Origin of the sequence: Fibrella musci (assembly GCF_041321105.1) — a bacterium.
Taxonomy (GTDB): Bacteria; Bacteroidota; Bacteroidia; order Cytophagales; family Spirosomataceae; genus Fibrella; species Fibrella musci.
This window is the reverse complement of sequence record NZ_JBGGWD010000006.1, coordinates 39,807-59,288: the sequence shown is the minus strand read 5'-3', so window position 1 is coordinate 59,288 and position 19,482 is coordinate 39,807. Positions and strand designations below refer to the sequence as shown.

The window sequence follows — 19,482 nt, the reverse complement described above, 5'->3', positions numbered from 1 at the left end:
GGCCATTTCGCCTGCCACATTGACGTTAAATCTGGTCATTTTTCAGGTCGGCACAGGATTTGACTATTGGGTAGTACGAACAGTAAACAACCAATACGATGAGAGCCATAGATCATGTGTTTAAAGGGAACGGCGGTCAGATCGACCTGCTGAACACCTTATATGGTGGGTCGAGTATGACCAGTATGGACGTAAAACGTGAAGACGAGCGTCTGGTCATCAAGCTGTCGGCCCCTGGTGTTAGTGCCAACGCATTCAATGTGCTGGTTGAAGGCAGTAAACTGGTACTGTATACCTTACTGGTACAGGATAGCGACGAAGCGTCGCAACGTCTTGCCGTACCGATGTTCCTGAAAGTGGTAGACATTCCTGAGTTTGTCGATGCCGAGCAGATCGAAGCTGAGCACGAACACGGTCAGGTGATGGTGTACCTGCCTTTCAAAGACGAAGAGCATCTGCACCGCAAGATCGATATCAAAAATCTCTTCTAATGTTTTGCCTCTCAGGGCTACCTAAGTTGCCCTGTCAACCATAGATGCGTGCCGCCCAGCCTTACGAGGTTGGGCTTTTTTTTGCCCGACGCACCAACGGCCCTATAGTATCCCATTCTACCGCCACCATACAGCCGATAAACAGGCCAAACAGGGCCAGATGATACGGTATGGCCAGCCAGAGGTTATGAATCTGGATGAACGACGCCAGGTAAATCAGCAGGCCCCCACCGGCAACGTACCCAACTGCCGACGCCACGTTGTAAGGTACCGGATAATGTTTCTCACCCAGTGCATAGCACAGGGCCATCATCACAAAACTGGAAATCAGAAACGCCCAGGCACAACCCATATAGCCCATTTGCGGAATCAGCAGCCAGTTGAGCAGGAAGGTTACCCCGAGCCCCACTACGGTGATCAGCGTGCCATACTTCGTTTTGTCTGATAGCTTGAACCAGAATGATATATTATAATACACACCTAGAAACAGATTGCCCAGCATCAGGAGCGGCACCACACTCAGCCCCACCCGCCGTTCGGCGTTGATCAGCAGCCCGGCCAGATCCATGTTCAGGCTCACGGCTACCCATAGCAATACGCACACGATGATAAACCACTTGGTGACCCGCGCCAATAAATCGGGAGCTTCCTTGTTTTCGGCCTGCCCAAAAAAGAACGGCTCGGCCGCAAACTTAAACGACTGAATCGCCAGACTGATGAAGACGGATAGCTTGAAGCATTGACCGTACACATCAAGCGCCCAGTCAGCCGAGCGACCGGGATAAAAGTTATCGGGCAAAAACTCGCGCAGGAAAAGCCGGTCAGTGAGGTTATTGAGCACGGCCGCCAGCCCCGTCAGCATAATGGGGAACGCATACGCGATGAGCGTTTGGGCTTCGGGCCACGCCAGCGTAAACCGAAAGCCCCGGAAGGCATTACGCAGAATCAGGAAATAAAGCGCATTGGCCAGCAGGTTGGCCAGCAAGATGTAGCCGGGGCCGATGCCGGGCCGATAGAAAAACGCCGCCAGCGGTTGCAGTTGAGGCAGGTAATCGCCCTCGGTGATGTCTTTGCAGAGAATCACGAAAAACACGTTTAGCAGCACGTTCAGGCCAATATTGATGAGTTTGGCAACCACAAACTGCTTTGCCTTCCCCTCGACCCGCAGCCGCGCAAATGGAATCGCCATGATGGCGTCGATCCCGACGAGCAAGGCCGCCCACTGAATGAACAGCACTTCGTCGGGGTAGCCCATTGCCTGCGCAAGCTGCACCGAAAAAATCAGGATAAGTGCGGTCGTCACCACGCTGATGGTCGCTACGATACTCAGCGTACGGCTAAAGACCAGTGTTCGTTCGGCTTCATTTTCGGCTCCTTTGTTGCGCGCCGCAAACCGGAAGAAGGCCGTTTCCAGCCCCAGCGTGTAAATTGTTAGCAAGACGCCGATCCACGCATACAGCGTCACGTTCGACGCCAACGTACCTGCCCGCTTGAACGCATAGGTTTGGATGGGCGTCAGCAAAAAATTGACCGACCGCGCCGCAATGGTGCTGATACCGTAGAGGGCCGTATCGCTGGCTAATTTCTTAAATGCACTCAAGGGAAGTAAAAGTCTCGTCGGGAACGTACCCAGCCCCGCCAGGTACGTTGCAAAAGTACACCATACATCAGCCCGATGACACATGCCGTCCGTAGAACTGGCTTCTTCGCGTCCACCAATACCGACGCCTTATGAAAAGAGAAAAATTAACGCATCCACTTGTCGATAACCCCATTCACGGGCCATGCGCTTCTGCCTCGTCTTGCCTATCGTATTGGTCCTTAAAGGCCACGCCGCAATAGCCCAGATTCATTTAGTACCCACAGATGGCTATTATACAACTTCAGGTTCTGAACAGGCCTACCACCGCACGGTACGGCAGAAATTGCTAACCGGCTTGAGCGACGACAGAGGACAGATGGCTTTAATCGTAGTTCGGCCTTCGTTTCGGCCAGAATATATACTCCTGTTGTCCCGGAAAGGGCCGGATTACACACTTGCGTTTCGTACTTGTCATCGCATCATTTGGTCCTTGTTAAAGCAACCGAATGGAACTGATAGCGTAGCTAGTTTACCGCTTGTCGAGCGACGGCGGTTGATCGACCCATCGCTGTTTGCGCAGTTAACCGAGTTGCTCATTACCTGCACGAATCAGGCGCATTACCCGAAACGCAAACGCCCAATCGCGATGGCAGGGTTACCGGCGTTACTCGAACTCGATGAGGGCGTCGATGGCATTACTTACGACTTCGTGGCTTCAGACGGTGGGCGCGTTTGGTCTGGCAAAACCTATTCGCCATCGCCGCACTCGTTGATGGGTGAACTGGTGGCCCTCACTGACGAGCTGGTTAATTTGGCCAGCGGAAAGCATACCGAAGCCGATCTGCGGATACGTACCCAGCGCTTATACAAAAAGATCGCAGCAGATTAGGTTATCTTTGTGGCCTGTTAATGAACCGGGTAGCGAGCCTGCCGGGTTCGGTTACTCCATTTTACAATCCTGATGAAAATTTCTGCTGCGCTGCTGTCTGTGTATTACAAAGATGGCCTCGAACCCATTGTCCGACTGCTTCACGAACAGGGCGTTACACTCTATTCGACGGGCGGTACCCAGACGTTCATCGAACAATTGGGCATTCCCGTTATTCCCGTCGAATCGCTCACCGGCTACCCGTCGATCTTCGGAGGCCGTGTCAAAACGCTACACCCGGCTGTCTTTGGGGGCATTCTTTATCGCCGCGACAACGAGGGCGACATTGCGCAGGCGCAACAGCACAGCATCCCCGCCATCGACATGACGGTGGTCGATCTGTATCCGTTTGAAGAAACCGTAGCGTCTGGCGCATCGGCTGACGATATCATCGAGAAAATCGACATCGGGGGCATTTCGCTCATCCGGGCGGGCGCCAAAAACTTCCAGGATTCGCTCATCGTCTCGTCACGTACCCAATACGCCGACGTGCTGCGCGTACTCACCGAAACAGACGGGCAGCCCGACCTGGAAACGCGGCGGCGCTATGCGATGGAAGCCTTCGCCACAACGTCGCACTACGACACCGCCATCAACGCTTGGTTTGCGGGAGTAACTCCCTCCCCTTACCAAGGCGAGGGCCGGGGTGGGGTCTCGTTACGCTACGGCGAAAACCCGCATCAGAAAGCGACGTTCTACGGCGACCTCGACGCCATGTTCGACAAGCTGCATGGCAAAGAGCTGTCGTTTAATAATCTGGTCGACGTTGACGCCTGCGTAGGCCTGATCGACGAGTTCCGGAACGACGGCCCCACCTTCGCGATCATTAAGCACACCAACGCCTGCGGCATCGCCTCGGCCCCCACGGCCGTGGAAGCCTATACCAAGGCACTAGCCTGCGATCCGGTTTCGGCCTTTGGTGGCGTGGTCATTACCAACGTACCTGTCGATCTGGAAACGGCGCAGGAACTGAACAAGCTGTTCATGGAAATCCTGATTGCGCCCGCCTACGCACCGGATGCTCTGGAACTGCTCAAATCGAAGAAAAACCGCATTCTGCTGACCCGCCGGCCTGTTGAGCTGCCTACCAAGCTGGTCAAAACCATTCTGAACGGGGTGCTCGAGCAGGATAAGGATAACGTCGCCGAAACCGCCGATCAGTTTAAGACCGTTACCGAAAAAGCCCCGACAGCCGACGAGCTGACGGCCCTCGAATTCGCGCTCAAGGTGTGCAAACACACCAAATCGAATACCATCGTACTGGCTAAGCCCGGTGTGTTGCTGGCAAGCGGCGTCGGGCAGACGAGCCGGGTCGATGCGTTGCGGCAGGCCATCGAGAAAGCCCATTCGTTCGGCTTTGACCTGACGGGTTCAGTGATGGCGTCCGACGCGTTCTTCCCCTTTCCCGACTGCGTCGAAATTGCGCACAAAGCGGGCATTACGGCGGTTGTGCAACCCGGCGGCTCCATCCGCGATCAGGACAGCATCGACTATTGCAATCAGCACGGGCTGGCCATGGTCACGACCGGCATACGGCATTTTAAACATTAATAAGACGTTCAACGTCCGGGAGTCAGCATCGACTCCCGGACGTTGAACCCGTTTTCTTCTATGGACTCCTTACTTCACCGCATTACACTCAACCCGGCAGTGTGCCACGGCAAGCCTACCATTCGCCATTCGCGTGTTATGGTGGCTACGATCCTGGAGTTATTGAGTGCCGGCTCAACCTTCGATGAGCTAAAAGAAGATTACCCCAATCTTGAAGAAGACGACGTGCGAGCGTGTCTGGCCTATGCCACGCGCCTGGTAAATTTTCAATTTATTCCACATATATCTGCTGCCTGATGCGCTTTCTGGTTGATGAGCAGCTGCCCCCTTTGCTTTGCGAGGTACTCATCAGTAAAGGGCATGAAGCCATTCACGCGTTGTCGTTAGGAACGGGACATCAAATTACCGATACAGCCATCATCCAGAAAAGCGTTGAAGAGGGCTATACCGTTATTACTAAAGACGCCGATTTCCTGGCTAGTTTTATCCTGCGTAATCAACCGCCCAAGCTGATCTATGTCGTGACCGGCAACATAAAAAACAAAGCCCTGTTAGACCTTTTCCGTCAGATACTTCCAGAGTTGATACAACAGCTGTCACAGAACAGTGTGGTGGAATTGAGTCAGGCCGGGATGCAGGTACTTCATTAAACTTGATTAATCGATGCTTTACACGGCCTGGTGCGTACTGGTCTTTTCGCTGACGTTTCTGTTGATGGTGCCGTTTGTGCTGCTGGGTAGCTGGCTGGCCTCAAACAAAAGCTCGTTCGGGCTGCGGCTAGCTCACGGTGCCATACGTACCTGGGGGTATCTGGCGTTTCCGCTGGTGGGTATGCCCATCCGGGTCGACTGGCGGTTCCGGCCCGAGCGTGGCAAGGCCTACGTCTACTGCGCCAACCATTTCTCCTACCTCGATATTGCCGTGCTGGGCGTGATTATCCCTGGCCTTTACGCGTTCATCGGGAAAATCGGGGTGAAAAAGATCCCGCTCTTCGGCTACATGTTTGCCAAGCTGCACGTGATGGTCGACCGGTCGAGCGCCGAGAGCCGCGCTTACTCGCTCGCTAAATGCATGCGGACGCTGGCGAGCGGGCGAAGTATCATTATTTTCCCCGAAGGCGGCATCAAAGCCCCGCTGAAACCCGATGGTTCGCCCCCCACGATGGTTTATCCGTTTAAAGACGGCGCCTTTACGATGGCGATTCAGCAGCAGGTGCCCATCGTGCCCGTCACGCTGCTGAATAACTACCGACACTTGCCCGATGCTAGTCCGTTTCGGGTGCATTGGGGGGCCGTCAAAATCATTGTCCACGAACCCATCGCCACCGCCGGTCTGACCTCCAAAGACGTCGATGACCTCCGCGAACGTACCTACCGGGTCATTGAAGAAGCATTACTAGTTCAAAGTCCAACGTCCAGTGTTCAACGTTGAGCCTTGCACTTTACACCTTGAACGTACCTATGAAAGTCGATACTGAAACCTTACACAAGATTGCCCATTTGGCCCGGCTCGAGGTTAGGCCTGACGAAGAAGCCGCCATGCTTAGCAGCCTCAACAGCGTGCTTGATTGGATGGAGCAACTCAATGAAGTAGACACTACGGGCGTTGAACCCCTCACGCACCTGTCGGAACTGAACGACGAACATGTGTTGCGCGATGATGTCGTGGCCAATCAGCTACCGCGCGAGCAGGCCCTCGCCAACGCCCCCGCCCACGACGAGCAGTTTTTCAAAGTAACGAAGGTTATGTAAGGGTTGGACCTTCGTAGAGACCGGTCCGCCGGTGCGGCAATCCCTTGCGTCTGCTCAGCGATAGCAATAACGTATTGCCAATCAACCAGATAGGAAAATTCTATTGCTGACGCGGGGGAGACGCAAGGGATTGCGTCTCTACAAGGGGCAAAAAATTTCTGAATTGGCTTGATTTTAGACCTTCCGGCTTGTTATCTTTGCACTCGCAAATGCGAAATAGCTCGATAGTATAAGGGTAGTACGACAGATTTTGGTTCTGTTTGTCTAGGTTCGAATCCTGGTCGAGCTACTTACAAAAGCCGATTCCTCACCGAATCGGCTTTTTTTGTTTTTCAACGCGAAGGCGCAAAGAGCATCGCAAAGGCCGCGACGTTTATCTTCTTGTAAAAGGGCTTTGCGTTCTTTGCGACATCCTTTGCGCCTTCGCGTTAAGATCAATAACCATGAATTACCTTTCAGCCGAAAATCTGTCGAAAACATACGGCGACCGGACCCTCTTCCGAAACGTCAATTTTGGCATTAGCCGGGGCGATAAAATTGCGATCGTGGGGGCCAATGGGTCGGGTAAAACGAGCCTGCTGTCGATTCTGGCCGGAGCCACCCCACCCGACGACGGGCTGGTGAGCGTTCGGAAAGACATCACGGTGGGCTACCTTGATCAGCAGCCTGACCTCAACGAGGCGCTGACGGTGATGGAAGAAGTGCTGGCGGGCGAAAGTGCCCAACTCGACGCTGTACGCGCTTATGAGAAAGCGCTTACCCACGATGACCCCGCCGCTCTGGAACGCGCCATGAACCAGATGGAGAAGCTCGAGGCCTGGGATTACGAAGCCCAGATCCGGCAGATTCTGGGCGAGCTGGGTATTCAGGACGTAGAGCAGCGCGTGGGTACGTTGTCGGGTGGGCAGCGGAAGCGCGTGGCCCTGGCGCGGGTGCTGATTCAGAATCCCGACCTGCTGATTCTCGACGAGCCCACCAACCACCTCGACCTGGAAGCCATCGAATACCTCGAAAGCTTCCTGAATACGCAGAACGGTACGCTGCTGATGGTGTCGCACGACCGGTATTTCCTCGATCGCGTTTGCAACCAGATTGTCGAACTCGACGGTGGGCAGTTATACGCTTACAAGGGTAATTACGCCTATTTTCTGGAAAAGAAAACCGAACGGCTGGCCGCCGATGCCGCCGAATTCGAGAAGAACAAAAACCGGTACAGTCGCGAGCTGGAGTGGATGCGTCGTCAGCCCAAAGCACGGGGCACCAAAGCCAAATACCGCGAGGATGCGTTTGAAGACCTGGAGGGCAAGGTAAAAGGCCGGCGCACGGAAGGCGAACTCGACCTGAACCTGCGTGTGTCACGGCTGGGCAGCAAGATTCTGGAAGTCGAGAACCTGAGCAAACGTTTCGGCGATAAAGTGCTGCTCGATCATTTCACCTACACCTTCAAACGGCAGGATCGCGTAGGGCTGATCGGTAAGAACGGCATGGGCAAAACCACGCTGCTCAACATGCTCACCGGCGAGTTGCGCCCCGATTCGGGTAAGATTGTGGCGGGGGGTACGGTTAAATTTGGCTACTACACGCAGAGCGAACTCGACATTCCCGACAATCAGCGGGTGATCGACGTGGTGCAGGACGTGGCCGAAGTGATGAAACTGGCCGACGGCCAAACCATCACGGCTAGCCAACTGCTTCATCACTTCCTGTTCGACCGGCAGAAGCAGTACGACTTTGTGGCCAAACTGAGTGGCGGCGAAAAACGGCGGCTGCAACTGCTGCTGGTGCTGGTGCAGAACCCCAACTTCCTGATTCTCGACGAGCCGACCAACGACCTTGACATCACGACGCTCAACGTGCTGGAAGATTTTCTGCTGAATTTCCCCGGCTGCGTGCTCATTGTGACCCACGACCGCTATTTCATGGATCGGCTCGTAGAACACGTGTTTGTGCTGGAAGGGCAGGGTAAAGTGCGCGACTACCCCGGCAACTACACTGATTACCGCGAGTGGCGCGATGCCCAACCGAAGAAAAACACAGCGACTAAAGAATCGGCTTCAGCCAGCCATAAACTGGCCCCGGCTGACCTGTCGGCAGCAAAACCAGAAGCGCCTACTCAGAAAAGAAAGCTAAGCTTTAAAGAACAGCGCGAATACGAGTCGCTGGAGGGCGAAATCGAGCAGTTGGAACAACGAAAGGCCGAGGTGATTAACTTGCTGAACGGCGGCGGCCACCACGAACAACTCACCGCCTGGGCCACGGAGATCGAGCAACTCGATAACCAGATTGCCCAGAAAACCGACCGCTGGCTCACGCTGGCGGAGTTTATTTAATGTACAATGTATGATGCGGTCCGCCGCGCGGCACAATGTACAATTAGGCGCTAAAGCAGGGCCGTTGTACATTATTCACTTTACATTGTTCATTCACTACGTATGCAAGAGATCGTTGACTTTTTCCGCTACCTGCTCAACTCGGAGGAGATTATTCGAACCGGAGGGCTGGTTGTTGTAACGCTGATCGTTTTCATCGAGAACGGCGTCATTTTCGGTTTCTTTCTGCCCGGCGACTACCTGTTGTTTCTGGCGGGTGTGTTTGCGGGCACCAAAGTGTTGGCGGTATCGCTGCTGCTGTTGCTGACCTGCATTTTCAGCGCGGCGGTACTGGGCGCATTGTTGGGTTACGGAGTTGGCTATTTCTTTGGGAGACGGCTTCAAAATCGGCCCGATTCGCTGTTTTTCAAGCAGGAATACATCACCAACACACGCAAGACGTTTGAGCGCTACGGCAATCAGGCGTTGATTGTCGCTCGGTTTCTGCCGGTTGTGCGTACGTTTGCGCCCCTGCTGGCAGGCATCATCCACATGAATTTTATCCGCTTCATGAGCTACAACCTCATCGGCGGCGCGCTGTGGACGTTCGTGCTGGTAGGCGGTGGTTATTACTTTGGCGTGCAGTTTCCGGGCATCATCAACTATGTTCACTGGATCATTCTCTTCTTTCTGGGTGTTACTACGTTTACAGTGATCAAGGGGTATCTAAACTCCCGAAAGCAGGCATAGCCCAAGAACCGCACGTGTACTTCTCTTCTTGTGGCACTGTGCCTGCTCAGTGTAAACCGTAGTAAAACGACAAAGAAGATGAACCAAGAACGCAGTAATGCTTCCCGGCGATTCGCCATTGCGCTCAGCGCAGGCTTGATTCTCGGCGTTTCGGCTCCGACACTCGCTCAGGACTGGATTGGTCCGACGCCCATGGACTACGCCAACATGACCATGAATACGACGAACACCGCCATCATGAATTATCAGATTGAGCGGATGACGGGCGCCGATAAGCTGAAAAGCAGGTCGCGCAGCAAGACCACTACGTCAAGCCCGAGCCGTACCGTGTCGGTGGCTACATACACCTACAAAGCGACCGACGCCCAGAAAGCATCGATACTCAATGGGTATATTCAGTCAGTGGCTAAAACGAACGCTAGTCTGGCCGCCAAGTTACGTGAGCAATTCACGAAGTACCGTTACGATGCTATCTTCAATGGGCTGCTTTCGGGCACTGGCCTGGCGACCAACAACTTGGCCGACGTGCTGGCTGCCTATACGGTGCAAAGCTGGATGATTGTCAATAATAAACAGACGGACTTATCGTCAGCTCAGATTGCGGGGGTACGGCAGCAATGGGCCAATGCCCTTGCCGATACGAAGCTGGCCAATGATGCCTCCGCCCGGACGGTCAACGCCGAGGAATTAAAAATCAGAACGGTGTTGCTTAATGCGGGCTGGAAAGACGCCATGAAGGTGGGCGGGCTACCGGCCTACGCCTCGCTGGTCGACAAGGCGTTTCGTTCGCTGTTCAAACTAGATCTGACCAGCCTAGCCATTACATCGGCGGGTCTTGCGAAAAAATAAGATGGGCTCAACGGACCTAGTCCCCGAGCCGCCAGTACATCATCAAAAAGGGCCTCGACGCGATTGTGTCGAGGTCCTTTTTAGTTTCATAACTATGCTTCCGGCATCTGATTTTCCAGCAGCCTGGACCTATTGTAGTTGACTGCACTTAAAAATCACCGCCCAGTGCGCGCAGCAGGGACACTACGTATTGTACTTCCTGGCTGCGTAGCTGAACGGCCTGCTGTTCGGCCGACAATACCGTCCGCTGAGCGTCGAGCACTTCCAGGTACGTGGTAAAGCCTTTCACATACAGTTCCCGGTTATACTGTTCGGTGGTACGGGCCAGCGCAACAGTCTGGTTTTGCAGGTTGAGTTGTTCGCGCAGGTACGTCAGGTTATCCAGTGCTGTTTCGGCTTCGCGCTGGGCGAGTTGGAGCGTCTGCTCGTACACCTGCTGACTCGTGCGGGTTTGCTGCTTCGAAAGGGCCACGGTTTCGCGGTTACGGCGCCCTTCATAGATCGGTACCGACGCATTGACGCCCAGCAGGTACGTAGCACTGGTCGGCACAAACCACGACGCGATCTGTCCCGACAGCACACCGCCCGATCCCACAAGCGTAACGCGCGGCTGCGTACTCGCCTGCTGCACCAACAGTTGGGCGTCAGCGACCTGGATGGCGCGCTCGGCCTGCAACAGATCGGGACGACGACGGAGCAGATCGGGCGGAATGTTGGCGTAAGGAAACGTAGGTACCGAGGCAGGCAACGTACCTGTTGCCAAGGTAAACGTAGCCGGGTCCTGCGCCGTGAGTTGCGCCAGCGCATTGACCAGCTCGACCCGCGCCCGTTGCAGGCCCGAGATTTGCACCCGCAGTTGGGCCAGATCGGTTTCGGCCCGCTGCACATCAATCTGATTGACCAGCCCCACCCGGAAACGCTCGCGGACGATCCGCACGGTTGAATCGCGGGCGGCGATGTTGCGCAGGAAAACAGCCTGCTCGGCTTCGTTCCCCCGGATCAGATAGTACGTCCGCGCAATGTCGGCGGCGAGGGTAAGGCGCAGCGCGTTCAGATCGGCCTCGAACGACTGTGCCTGCAACTGCGCCACCGTGACGCCCCCCCGAATGCGCCGGAACACGTCGAGTTCCCAACTGGCATCGACCGGCAACAACTGAAACGTATTGAGCTGAAAGCGCGGCAGCCGGTCGGTGGCGGTTGGAATGGCTACGGGGCGGTGCTCCGACAGGCTCTGCGTGGTGATGAGGGCGCTGCTGCGGATGGATGGTTGCAGGAACGACTGCGCAATCCGGATACGCCCCCGCGACTCTTCAATGCGACTGACAGCGGCGCGCAGATTGGGGCTGTTGGCCAGGCCCTGCTGCACCAGATCGGCCAGTATGGGATCGCTGAAACGCAGCACGCCGTTAGTCGGTAGATCACTAATGGCATTCGCATTGCCCGTCCCGTTCCCGACAGGTACGTTCGCCGATGTAGCGGGGGTCGAGGGCTGCACAGTGCCCGCACCGGGCTGCAAGGTCACGGCCCCACTCGGTGGCGATACCTGCGCGAACGTGACCGTGCCCGTTACTAAAAAGAGTAAAATAAGTCGATTCATAAGTCTCGGTAGGGCGCCGGATTCCAGGTCCGACACGGCATTACTCTTAAGGCTAGGCCGCGCTGGGCTTAGCTGCTTTTTGCTGGCGGAGGCGCACCTTCATGCCGTCGCGCAGGCGGTCGTTCGGGTTGGTGATCACGCGCTCGGAGCCCGTCAGGCCGGTGGTCACTTCGATCATGTTACCGTAGTCGCGGCCTAGCTTGATGGCCTGAAAACGTACTTTCATATCAGGCTCCAAAATAGCCACCTGTGCGCCCTGCGGCGTCATTTTCAAGGCGTTGGCCGGCAGCATTACGCTAGCACCAGCACTGCCACGGGGTGCGAATTTCACCTGCGCGTAGAGCCCCGCCGGAATTTTACGGCCCGGATTGGCAATAACCACTTCGGTCAGCAACGTGCGCGAATCGCTGCTGAGCGAGCCAGCTGTACGGGCTACGGTACCGGTGAGGGTGCGATTCTGCAATTCGGGAATCTGCACGACAGCGGGCATCCCCACGCTGATTTGCTGAAAATACGACTGGGGTACATCTACGAACACACGCAGCCGGTCGAGTTGGGCGAGTGTATACATGGGCTGCGGGCTCGTTGGCGAGATCAGATCGCCCACTTCCACACCCCGGGTGGTGATGATGCCCGTAAAGGGCGCCCGGATTTCCTGTAAGCCCCGCACCGACTGAAAACGGCGCAGGTTGGCTTCGGCTACCTGCACGGCGGCGCGGCGATTGTCGATATCCTGCTTCGAAATGGCCCCGGCCAGCGTCACGCTCGTTACGCGGGTGAGGTTGGTCTGAGCGAGATCCAGGTCGGCGCGGGCGCGGGCGATGTCCTGCTCAATTTCAGGTACGTCGAGAATGGCCAGCACCTGCCCCTGCCGAACGGTATTGCCAATGTCGGCTGTCCGCTTGCGCACAAATCCCTGTGAACGGGCGCGAATAGGGCTTTCCATAAATGGCCGGATTTGCCCGGGCAGCGTCAGGCCGGTCGAGTCGTTACCCTGCCGAAGCGGCACGGCATTGACAATCAGCTCACGGGTACGTTCGGCTTCGGCCTCAGCGCGAAGCTCCTGCTGGTTTTTGATGCGCGGCAGTACACCCACAAAGACAAAAAGCGCCACCAGGCCGAGCGGAATCAGGAAGAGGAGTAATCGTTTCATAGGACAGTAACGCCGACGCTTCAGCCCCGGCCATGATTCAATCGAAATGCCTTTATCACCGAAGCTGGAGCGTCGGCGTTATGGGTTCCACCTTCACTACGGCGTCTTTGTTGAGCGCCGCGTAGAGGTGCGGAAAGTGTTCGTTATTCGTTGCGACTTCGTAGCGTAGATCGCCGGTCAGTTTATTGGGGTCGACGTGCAACAGCAACAAGTCAGGTACGTGTTGATAATACCGGTCTAATACACCCGCGACCTGCTCTTTTGTCGACAGGTGAATGAACCCCTCTGTGTGCAGGCTGCCGGCTTCGTAAAGCAGTTCATTAGCCTGCTTTTCCCAATCCGTGCGGGTTGTGATGTGGTAGATCATATTGGCGAAAACCTATAAGGTCTCAGAAGACCTTATAGGTTTGGAAGTAGCTAAATAACTAAATACCGTGGGTACAAACAGCAGTGTGGTAAAGGTCGCCAGGAGCAGGCCGCCAATCACGGCCCGGCCCAGGGGCGCGTTCTGTTCACCCCCTTCACCCAAACCCAATGACATCGGCAACATCCCGATAATCATGGCGATGGCCGTCATCAGGATGGGGCGTAGACGCGTCCGGCCGGCTTCAAGGGCCGCTTCGTAAGCGTTGTTACCGACGTCGGGCAGGTGGTCTTTGGCGAAACTCACCATCAGGATGGAGTTGGCCGTGGCAACCCCCACGCTCATAATGGCGCCCATCAGCGATGGGATACTGAACGTGGTGCCGGTCAGGAAGAGCATCCAGACCATGCCGCAAAGCGCACCGGGCAGCGCTGTGATGATGATGAACGGGTATTTGAACGACTGAAAATTGACGACCATCAGCAGATACACCAGCACCGCCGCAAACACGATACCGATGCCCAGACGGCTAAAGGCACTTTCCATACTCTCGACCTGCCCACGAATGGCAATCTTGTTGCCCGGCTTGAGCTGTGGTTCGAACTCCTTGGCCAGCTTTTCCAATTCCTTAGCCACCGAACCCAGGTCGGTACGCTCGACGGCGGCGTATACGTCGTAGGTCGGCTGTGTGTTCACCCGGTTGATAATCTGCGGCGTGGTGCTTCGTTTGATCGTCGCTACGTTGCTGAGCAGTTGGGGCGTGAGCGTTTGCTGGTTGCTGATGAGCGGCGTGCGAAGCAGCTTATCGTAGGAATCGAGCTGGTAGGGCGGCGTCTGTACGGCGATCAGGTAAGGGAAGCCCGTGACCGGATCGGGCCAGAAGTTGGGACGTACCTGCGCCGTGCCGCTGAGCGAAATGTTCAGGTTGGTCGCCACGCGCTGCTCGGTCAGTCCAAACTGGGCCGCCCGCTCCCGGTCGACGGTCAGGAATAGTTCGGGGGCGTCGAGAACCTGGTGCAGGTGCACGTCGACCGTGCCAGGAATCTGGGCGATCCGTTGCCGAAGCTCCCGCGCAATCTTGAGGTTGTTACCCCGGTCGAACCCACTCACCTGCACGTCGATTGGCGAGGTTAGCCCGAAGTTTAGAATCTGACTCACGATATCGGCCGCCAGGAAGAAGTAAGTCACGTCGGGCATCTCGTCGCGAAGGCGGCTACGCAATTCACGCACGTAGTCGTCGGTAGGAAGTTCACGATCTTCCCGCAACGAAATCAGTAGTTCGGCATCACCCGGACCGGCTGCGGCATTATCAGTAAAGATGAAGTTGTACCGTTCCGACGTGATCCCGATGTTGCTGATAACCGATTCGATGGCCGATTCGGGAATGGTTTCGCGCACGATGGCTTCGGTTTCGGCGGCTACGCGTTCGGTTTCTTCGAGCCGAGCCCCCACCGGAGCCCGCAAGTGTAGTTTGATCTGCCCGGCATCGACGTGCGGGAAGAAATCACGCCCTACAAACGGCAGCATCACCACCGTAACGCCTACCATCAGCGCAAACAGCACCAATACGGTTTTGCGGTTATTGAGCGCCCAGGTCAGCCCTTTCATATAGTTGTTCTGGAAGCGATCAAAGCCCCGGTTGAAAGCGCTTTGGGCATGGGGTGCCTCTGGCGCGGGGATTGCAGGGGTAGCAGGGAGCGCAGGGGTTTCTTGTAAGCCATCCCCCGCCATCCCTGCGCCAGAGGCATTCCCTGCCCCGTGCTTCTTTTCCCCCCGCAGCATCAGGTCGGCCATCATTGGCACGAGCGTCCGGGAGAGTATATACGACGCGATCATGGCAAACACGACGGCCATCGCCAGCGGCCCGAACAGGAACCGCGCCGGTCCTTCCAGAAAGAGCACCGAGACGAACACAATACAGATAGTGGACGTTGCGACCAGCGTAGGCGTGGCAATCTGCGCCGCCCCGACCAGAATGGCTTCCCGGAGTGGCAGGCCCAGCTCTTCGTTTCGGTGGATGTTTTCGATGGTTACCGTGGCGTCATCGACCAGGATCCCGATAGCCAGCGCCAGCCCGCCGAGGGTCATAATGTTGAGCGTTTCACCCAGCAGGTACAGCGTTGTGAGTGAGGCCAGAATGGACAGCGGAATCGACGTGGCGACGATGAGCGTGGAGCGCCAGCTGCCCAGAAAGAGCAGAATCATGGCCGCCGTAAGTAAAGCCGCGATAATGCCCTCGACCACGACGCCCTTGATCGACGCCCGCACAAACACCGATTGATCGAACAGATCGACCAGCCGCAGCCCCGACGGTGCCGAGGCCCGCACGGTAGGCAGCACCCGGTTTTTGATTTCATCGACTACACGCGTGGTGGAAGCGTTCCCTGTTTTCACAATACTCAGCAGCACCCCCCGGCTACCGTCTTGCTTTACCACGTTGGCCTGCACGGCTGAGCCATCGTGTACGTTAGCGACATCGCGCATGTGAACGGTGGTGCCGCCAACCACTTTGATAGGTACGTCGTTGAGCGTCGAAATCACGTCGGGTTTGCTGTTGAGGCGCACGGTGTACTCGCGTTCCTGCATCCGCAGCGAACCACTGGGCAGCGTCAGGTTTTGGGCCGACACGGCGTTGGTCACGTCTTCGGGCGTAAGTCCGTGGGCCAGCAACTGCTCGGGTTCCAGATCAACCATGATTTGCCGGGTACGTCCGCCGAAGGGTTGCGACATCCGGCTCCCCGACACGGTGGCAATCTGCGGCCGGATGCGCGTAGCGGCGTAGTCGGTAATCTGCGATTCGGTCAGGCTGTCCGACGAGAGGCCAAGCTGCAACACAGGTACGTCGGTCGCGTTATAGCGGACGATGAGTGGGGGCTGCGTGCCGGGTGGCATTCTGACGATGATCGTCTGCGAGATTGCCGCGACCTGCGCCAGTGCTTCTTCAATCTTGACGGTCGGCTGGAAATAAAGCTTGATAACGGCGGTACCGTTGTAGGTCTGCGATTCGACCCGCTGGATATCCGACACGTTGTTAATCAGCGAGGTTTCCGAGAAGTTGGTCACCATCTTCTCCATCTCGTTGGTCGACAGGCCCGAGTAGCCCCACAGCACCGTCACGACGGGGATGTTGATACGCGGAAAGATGTCGGTGGGCATTTGCAGGCTCGCTACCGTCCCCATAATGAGGATTAGCAGCGCCATCACCGCAATGGTATATTTTTTTTCAAGCGCGAGGCGTACAATCCACATGAGGGCGTAGCTGGTTTATGAAAAACGGTGGCTAGGTAAAAGCGCTAACTGCATTTACTTAGCCGATAGCACCAGCGTAAGTAAATTTGTATATTTTCAAGAAAATCGATCGAAAATAATCTATTCCGCCAACAATTGATGGGCAAAAATGGTTGCCAGCGAAATAGTTATCTTAACAAGGAAAGAGCAGAATCGAAAAATATAATTGTACAATAACAAGAAAGAGTTGATAGCCTATTAACTGCATTGCTATGGCAGAGTCGGCGTTTGAGATAATTGGCACATGACCATATTTTGAACGAGAATTGATTTAAACGCAAAACACCCCGGATAGCCTGAGCTAACCGGGGTGTTTCTTTTCCTAACGTTGAGTTGATTGGTGCGTATCGGGCTAGTTTAGCCGATATGCAGGGAATTTTTTGCCTTATCGATACCGGATTTCAGGCCGTCGATCAGGCTGTTGGCTTTGTCTTCAGCGTCGTGGCTGTACGTTTTTACTTTATCCTGAACGCTGTCTTTGGCGTCGGCTAGTGTCTCGCGGGTGCGGGCAGTCGTCTTACGCCACGTTTTTTGCAATCCATCGGCTTGGTCTCCTGTCGCCTTGGCAATCTGCCGACGCAGCTTTTTACCTGACTTCGGCGCAAACAGCAGCCCGATAGCCACGCCTGCTACCAAACCGGTCAGGATGCCGGTTACGTAACCGCGATCGCTGCTGATGAGATCCGAGATATAGTCCTGTGGGCTTTTCCGTGATTCGAAATTCATGGTATTGTTGACGTGCTAGTGCACAGTGATGGTACGGTTACTCAGTCGTCAATATCGTGCCACACATCGCTTAATTTATCAACTCACTGACTAGCAACAATTTATATCCAAGTAGAATAAACTCTACAACTTACTAGTGTGGGTATTGTTACTCGATTTTGTGGTTTGATCGGGACAACAACCACAGATTGTGTCCGCTAACTAGCGAACAGCGCACTACCCGTCAAATTCAGGTTGATTAGTAATCAGCAGCGACCCCTCATCCGACCCTTACGCCGCCTGCCAACCAACGCGTTGCAACCTCCTGTCAGCCGATGTAGTTTAGTAGCTATAAACAATACATCGCCATGACACCCACTCGGCAATCCACTTTGATCCGGCGCGTAAAAGACATCACGCTGGGCGCTACGCTCTCGCTGACGCTGCTCGGGGGCGCGGCCATTACGCTGCAAAGCTGCGGTAACAATAACGACCGCGCCGAGGGCGACTACGACGATGGTGCCGGAGGCGATGTGGTTACCTATAAAAAAGGTGTGCGGTCGGTGATTACCGAAATGGCACCCGGCGAATTCAAGATTACCGACGAGGTCGAGGCCGATCCCAGTCAGTCGGGGGCGATTGTGAAGTACCGCGATGGGCACTCTGATACGCTGAGCGTGGAAGCCGCCCGCCGCCTCGTGCAGAACGACCCGTCGACGAAGCAGTATTTTAATAACCCAAACCAGTATGGCAGCTACCACCACAATGGCCTGGCCAACGCGCTGCTCTGGGGCGGTCTGGGCTATATGCTGGGCCGAAACAGCGCCAACTACAACGAGCAGCGCTATAGTTCGGGCTTTTATACCAACTCGAATCTCTACAACCGGTCGCAGCAATTGGGCCGCACCATCACCTCATCGCGGGTGGTAACGAGCCGCCCCAGCGGTGGTCGCAGCGGTTTCTTCCGCAGCCGAAGCGGTGGCGGCTTCAGCCGGGGCTTTGGCGGATGAGGACTAAGTTCAATGTTCAGGGTCCAAAGTCCAATGTGGCTCATGCATCAATAGTTGGGCGTCAGCTACATTGGACTTTGGACCCTGAACTTTAGACTCATTCTTTACCCTACGCCAGCAAATTGCGGCAGTAGTCGACGCACTTTCTGACTTCGGCAACGGCGGTTGAGCCTTCGGGCACTTTGTATTCCAGCTCGACGGTGGCCGGGAACGTGTATTTCTGGTCGCGCAGCAGCTTCAGCACGTCGGTCAGGGGTGTGTTGCCTTGCCCCCACGGCAGGTTGCCTTTGCCATGCGCCGGGTCTTGCCGGTCTTTGATGTGCATGCTGGCGATCCGGTCGTGCTTCTGGCGGATCAATCCTAGCGGATCGGGCTGACCAGCGGCCACGTAATGACCCAGATCGAAATTCATGGCGTTGCCGGGCGACTGCGCCAGCGCCGTATCCCAGAACGTCGGCGTTTGCTGCTCGTGGCCGTGGTAGCCTACGCGGATACCGTGCTTCTGCGCCATCTGCCCCAGCTTGAGCGTGTGCGCGTCGTTAGCCGGGTGTTCGAGCGTCACCTGGTTGGCGCCCAGCGTTTTGGCAGCCTTCATGCCGTAGGCAATTTCAGCATCGGAGTTTTGCATGCCAAACGCATCGGGCTTGAAGCCGTAGATGCTCACGCCGGCTTTGTTGTATAGCTTACGAAGCTGCTCAAACTTACTCATCGATGCCGATTGCCGCCAGGTAGCTAGTTCAGCCCGATAGGCTTTCATTTGCTTATCGGCTTCGGCCAGTTGCTTCTGTTCGTCGTCGGTCAGGGGCTGATTCTCCCGGCGCTTGCGCATTAGCGGGAAGAGCGCACGCATATCGACCGTGTTTTTGGGTGCACCGGCAAAAGTTTCGGCGGGGCCACCCATCAGTTCAATGGCATTGATGCCGCTGTCGAGCACGTATTGCAGCGTAGCCTCGGCGGTTTGGTCGGGCATGTCGCGGAACGAGTAGGTGATGACCCCGATCTGAACGCCGCTGATGAGCGAGTTGGGCTTGTCGAGGTGGCGCACGATGGCGGGGGCGCCAAACAACTTGTTGGTACCCAGAACGGCACCGGAGATGAGGGCCGCCGACGTACCCAGAAAATGACGACGTGACTGTTGATTATCCATGCGAGCA

At 55.8% G+C, this 19,482-nt stretch carries 18 protein-coding genes and 1 tRNA gene; 12 read left to right on the top strand and 7 right to left on the bottom strand.

Annotation, left to right across the window (positions count from 1 at the left end; genetic code table 11):
• The first annotated feature begins 98 nt into the window (after nt 1–98).
• Nucleotides 99–491 (top strand): Hsp20/alpha crystallin family protein, encoded by a 393-nt coding sequence (locus tag ACAW74_RS19745; RefSeq protein ID WP_370699950.1) that lies wholly within the window; start codon nt 99–101, stop codon nt 489–491.
• A 61-nt stretch (nt 492–552) separates the two neighbouring features.
• Here the strand turns inward: ACAW74_RS19745 and ACAW74_RS19740 are convergent, their stop codons facing one another.
• Nucleotides 553–2,175, bottom strand: a complete 1,623-nt coding sequence (locus ACAW74_RS19740) for an MATE family efflux transporter (protein ID WP_370699949.1) — start codon at nt 2,173–2,175, stop codon at nt 553–555.
• A 388-nt stretch (nt 2,176–2,563) separates the two neighbouring features.
• Here ACAW74_RS19740 and ACAW74_RS19735 point away from each other — a divergent pair, with 388 nt between their 5' ends.
• The 10 genes from ACAW74_RS19735 (at nt 2,564) to ACAW74_RS19690 (ending at nt 10,211) form a co-directional block, all read left to right on the top strand.
• Nucleotides 2,564–2,962, top strand: a complete 399-nt coding sequence (locus ACAW74_RS19735; protein ID WP_370699948.1) for a hypothetical protein — start codon at nt 2,564–2,566, stop codon at nt 2,960–2,962.
• 72 nt (nt 2,963–3,034) lie between these two features.
• A complete protein-coding gene (gene purH, locus ACAW74_RS19730) occupies nt 3,035–4,552 on the top strand; it encodes a bifunctional phosphoribosylaminoimidazolecarboxamide formyltransferase/IMP cyclohydrolase (protein WP_370699947.1) in 1,518 nt (505 codons plus the stop codon).
• Between the two features lie 60 nt (nt 4,553–4,612).
• Complete coding sequence (locus ACAW74_RS19725; protein WP_370699946.1) at nt 4,613–4,849, top strand: DUF433 domain-containing protein; 237 nt, start codon at nt 4,613–4,615, stop codon at nt 4,847–4,849.
• Nucleotides 4,849–5,202, top strand: a complete 354-nt coding sequence (locus ACAW74_RS19720) for a DUF5615 family PIN-like protein (protein ID WP_370699945.1) — start codon at nt 4,849–4,851, stop codon at nt 5,200–5,202. The genes ACAW74_RS19725 and ACAW74_RS19720 overlap by 1 nt, the downstream gene beginning before the upstream one ends.
• Nucleotides 5,203–5,215: 13 nt before the next feature.
• A complete protein-coding gene (locus tag ACAW74_RS19715; protein WP_370699944.1) occupies nt 5,216–5,983 on the top strand; it encodes a lysophospholipid acyltransferase family protein in 768 nt (255 codons plus the stop codon).
• Nucleotides 5,984–6,012: 29 nt separating this feature from the next.
• On the top strand, nt 6,013–6,303 hold the full coding sequence (gene gatC, locus ACAW74_RS19710) for an Asp-tRNA(Asn)/Glu-tRNA(Gln) amidotransferase subunit GatC (protein WP_370699943.1): 291 nt from the start codon (nt 6,013–6,015) through the stop codon (nt 6,301–6,303).
• Between the two features lie 218 nt (nt 6,304–6,521).
• Nucleotides 6,522–6,592, top strand: a tRNA-Gln gene (locus ACAW74_RS19705).
• A 154-nt stretch (nt 6,593–6,746) separates the two neighbouring features.
• Nucleotides 6,747–8,633, top strand: coding sequence for an ABC-F family ATP-binding cassette domain-containing protein (locus tag ACAW74_RS19700; protein ID WP_370699942.1), 1,887 nt, complete (start codon nt 6,747–6,749; stop codon nt 8,631–8,633).
• Nucleotides 8,634–8,735: 102 nt separating this feature from the next.
• Entirely contained in the window at nt 8,736–9,362 is a 627-nt protein-coding gene (locus tag ACAW74_RS19695; protein WP_370699941.1) for a DedA family protein, read from the top strand.
• Nucleotides 9,363–9,440: 78 nt separating this feature from the next.
• Nucleotides 9,441–10,211 (top strand): hypothetical protein, encoded by a 771-nt coding sequence (locus tag ACAW74_RS19690; RefSeq protein ID WP_370699940.1) that lies wholly within the window; start codon nt 9,441–9,443, stop codon nt 10,209–10,211.
• A 148-nt stretch (nt 10,212–10,359) separates the two neighbouring features.
• Here ACAW74_RS19690 and ACAW74_RS19685 read toward each other — a convergent pair whose 3' ends face one another.
• The 5 genes from ACAW74_RS19685 to ACAW74_RS19665 all read right to left on the bottom strand — a co-directional run bounded on the left by ACAW74_RS19685 (nt 10,360) and on the right by ACAW74_RS19665 (nt 17,339).
• Nucleotides 10,360–11,808, bottom strand: coding sequence for an efflux transporter outer membrane subunit (locus tag ACAW74_RS19685; RefSeq protein ID WP_370699939.1), 1,449 nt, complete (start codon nt 11,806–11,808; stop codon nt 10,360–10,362).
• Nucleotides 11,809–11,860: 52 nt separating this feature from the next.
• Complete coding sequence (locus ACAW74_RS19680; protein WP_370699938.1) at nt 11,861–12,961, bottom strand: efflux RND transporter periplasmic adaptor subunit; 1,101 nt, start codon at nt 12,959–12,961, stop codon at nt 11,861–11,863.
• 55 nt (nt 12,962–13,016) lie between these two features.
• Nucleotides 13,017–13,328, bottom strand: a complete 312-nt coding sequence (locus ACAW74_RS19675) for a DUF952 domain-containing protein (protein WP_370699937.1) — start codon at nt 13,326–13,328, stop codon at nt 13,017–13,019.
• A 12-nt stretch (nt 13,329–13,340) separates the two neighbouring features.
• A complete protein-coding gene (locus tag ACAW74_RS19670; protein ID WP_370699936.1) occupies nt 13,341–16,574 on the bottom strand; it encodes an efflux RND transporter permease subunit in 3,234 nt (1,077 codons plus the stop codon).
• A 396-nt stretch (nt 16,575–16,970) separates the two neighbouring features.
• Nucleotides 16,971–17,339, bottom strand: a complete 369-nt coding sequence (locus ACAW74_RS19665) for a YtxH domain-containing protein (protein WP_370699935.1) — start codon at nt 17,337–17,339, stop codon at nt 16,971–16,973.
• A gap of 347 nt (nt 17,340–17,686) precedes the next feature.
• On the opposite strand from ACAW74_RS19665, the gene ACAW74_RS19660 reads away from it, so the two are divergent.
• Nucleotides 17,687–18,328 (top strand): Cj0371 family chemotaxis-regulating polar lipoprotein, encoded by a 642-nt coding sequence (locus ACAW74_RS19660; RefSeq protein ID WP_370699934.1) that lies wholly within the window; start codon nt 17,687–17,689, stop codon nt 18,326–18,328.
• A gap of 109 nt (nt 18,329–18,437) precedes the next feature.
• On the opposite strand, the gene ACAW74_RS19655 is transcribed toward ACAW74_RS19660, so the two are convergent.
• Entirely contained in the window at nt 18,438–19,475 is a 1,038-nt protein-coding gene (locus ACAW74_RS19655) for a sugar phosphate isomerase/epimerase family protein (RefSeq protein WP_370699933.1), read from the bottom strand.
• Nucleotides 19,476–19,482: the final 7 nt, after the last annotated feature.

Excerpts from the sequence above, each read along its gene's own strand:
- ACAW74_RS19670 (WP_370699936.1), bottom strand. The coding sequence starts at position 16,574 with ATGTGGATTGTACGCCTCGCGCTTGAAAAAAAATATACCATTGCGGTG.
- ACAW74_RS19690 (WP_370699940.1), top strand. The coding sequence starts at position 9,441 with ATGAACCAAGAACGCAGTAATGCTTCCCGGCGATTCGCCATTGCGCTC.
- gatC (WP_370699943.1), top strand. The coding sequence starts at position 6,013 with ATGAAAGTCGATACTGAAACCTTACACAAGATTGCCCATTTGGCCCGG.
- ACAW74_RS19715 (WP_370699944.1), top strand. The coding sequence starts at position 5,216 with ATGCTTTACACGGCCTGGTGCGTACTGGTCTTTTCGCTGACGTTTCTG.
- ACAW74_RS19660 (WP_370699934.1), top strand. The coding sequence starts at position 17,687 with ATGACACCCACTCGGCAATCCACTTTGATCCGGCGCGTAAAAGACATC.
- ACAW74_RS19695 (WP_370699941.1), top strand. The coding sequence starts at position 8,736 with ATGCAAGAGATCGTTGACTTTTTCCGCTACCTGCTCAACTCGGAGGAG.
- ACAW74_RS19740 (WP_370699949.1), bottom strand. The coding sequence starts at position 2,175 with ATGTGTCATCGGGCTGATGTATGGTGTACTTTTGCAACGTACCTGGCG.
- ACAW74_RS19680 (WP_370699938.1), bottom strand. The coding sequence starts at position 12,961 with ATGAAACGATTACTCCTCTTCCTGATTCCGCTCGGCCTGGTGGCGCTT.
- purH (WP_370699947.1), top strand. The coding sequence starts at position 3,035 with ATGAAAATTTCTGCTGCGCTGCTGTCTGTGTATTACAAAGATGGCCTC.
- ACAW74_RS19655 (WP_370699933.1), bottom strand. The coding sequence starts at position 19,475 with ATGGATAATCAACAGTCACGTCGTCATTTTCTGGGTACGTCGGCGGCC.
- ACAW74_RS19665 (WP_370699935.1), bottom strand. The coding sequence starts at position 17,339 with ATGAATTTCGAATCACGGAAAAGCCCACAGGACTATATCTCGGATCTC.
- ACAW74_RS19720 (WP_370699945.1), top strand. The coding sequence starts at position 4,849 with ATGCGCTTTCTGGTTGATGAGCAGCTGCCCCCTTTGCTTTGCGAGGTA.
- ACAW74_RS19725 (WP_370699946.1), top strand. The coding sequence starts at position 4,613 with ATGGACTCCTTACTTCACCGCATTACACTCAACCCGGCAGTGTGCCAC.
- ACAW74_RS19675 (WP_370699937.1), bottom strand. The coding sequence starts at position 13,328 with ATGATCTACCACATCACAACCCGCACGGATTGGGAAAAGCAGGCTAAT.
- ACAW74_RS19745 (WP_370699950.1), top strand. The coding sequence starts at position 99 with ATGAGAGCCATAGATCATGTGTTTAAAGGGAACGGCGGTCAGATCGAC.
- ACAW74_RS19700 (WP_370699942.1), top strand. The coding sequence starts at position 6,747 with ATGAATTACCTTTCAGCCGAAAATCTGTCGAAAACATACGGCGACCGG.
- ACAW74_RS19685 (WP_370699939.1), bottom strand. The coding sequence starts at position 11,808 with ATGAATCGACTTATTTTACTCTTTTTAGTAACGGGCACGGTCACGTTC.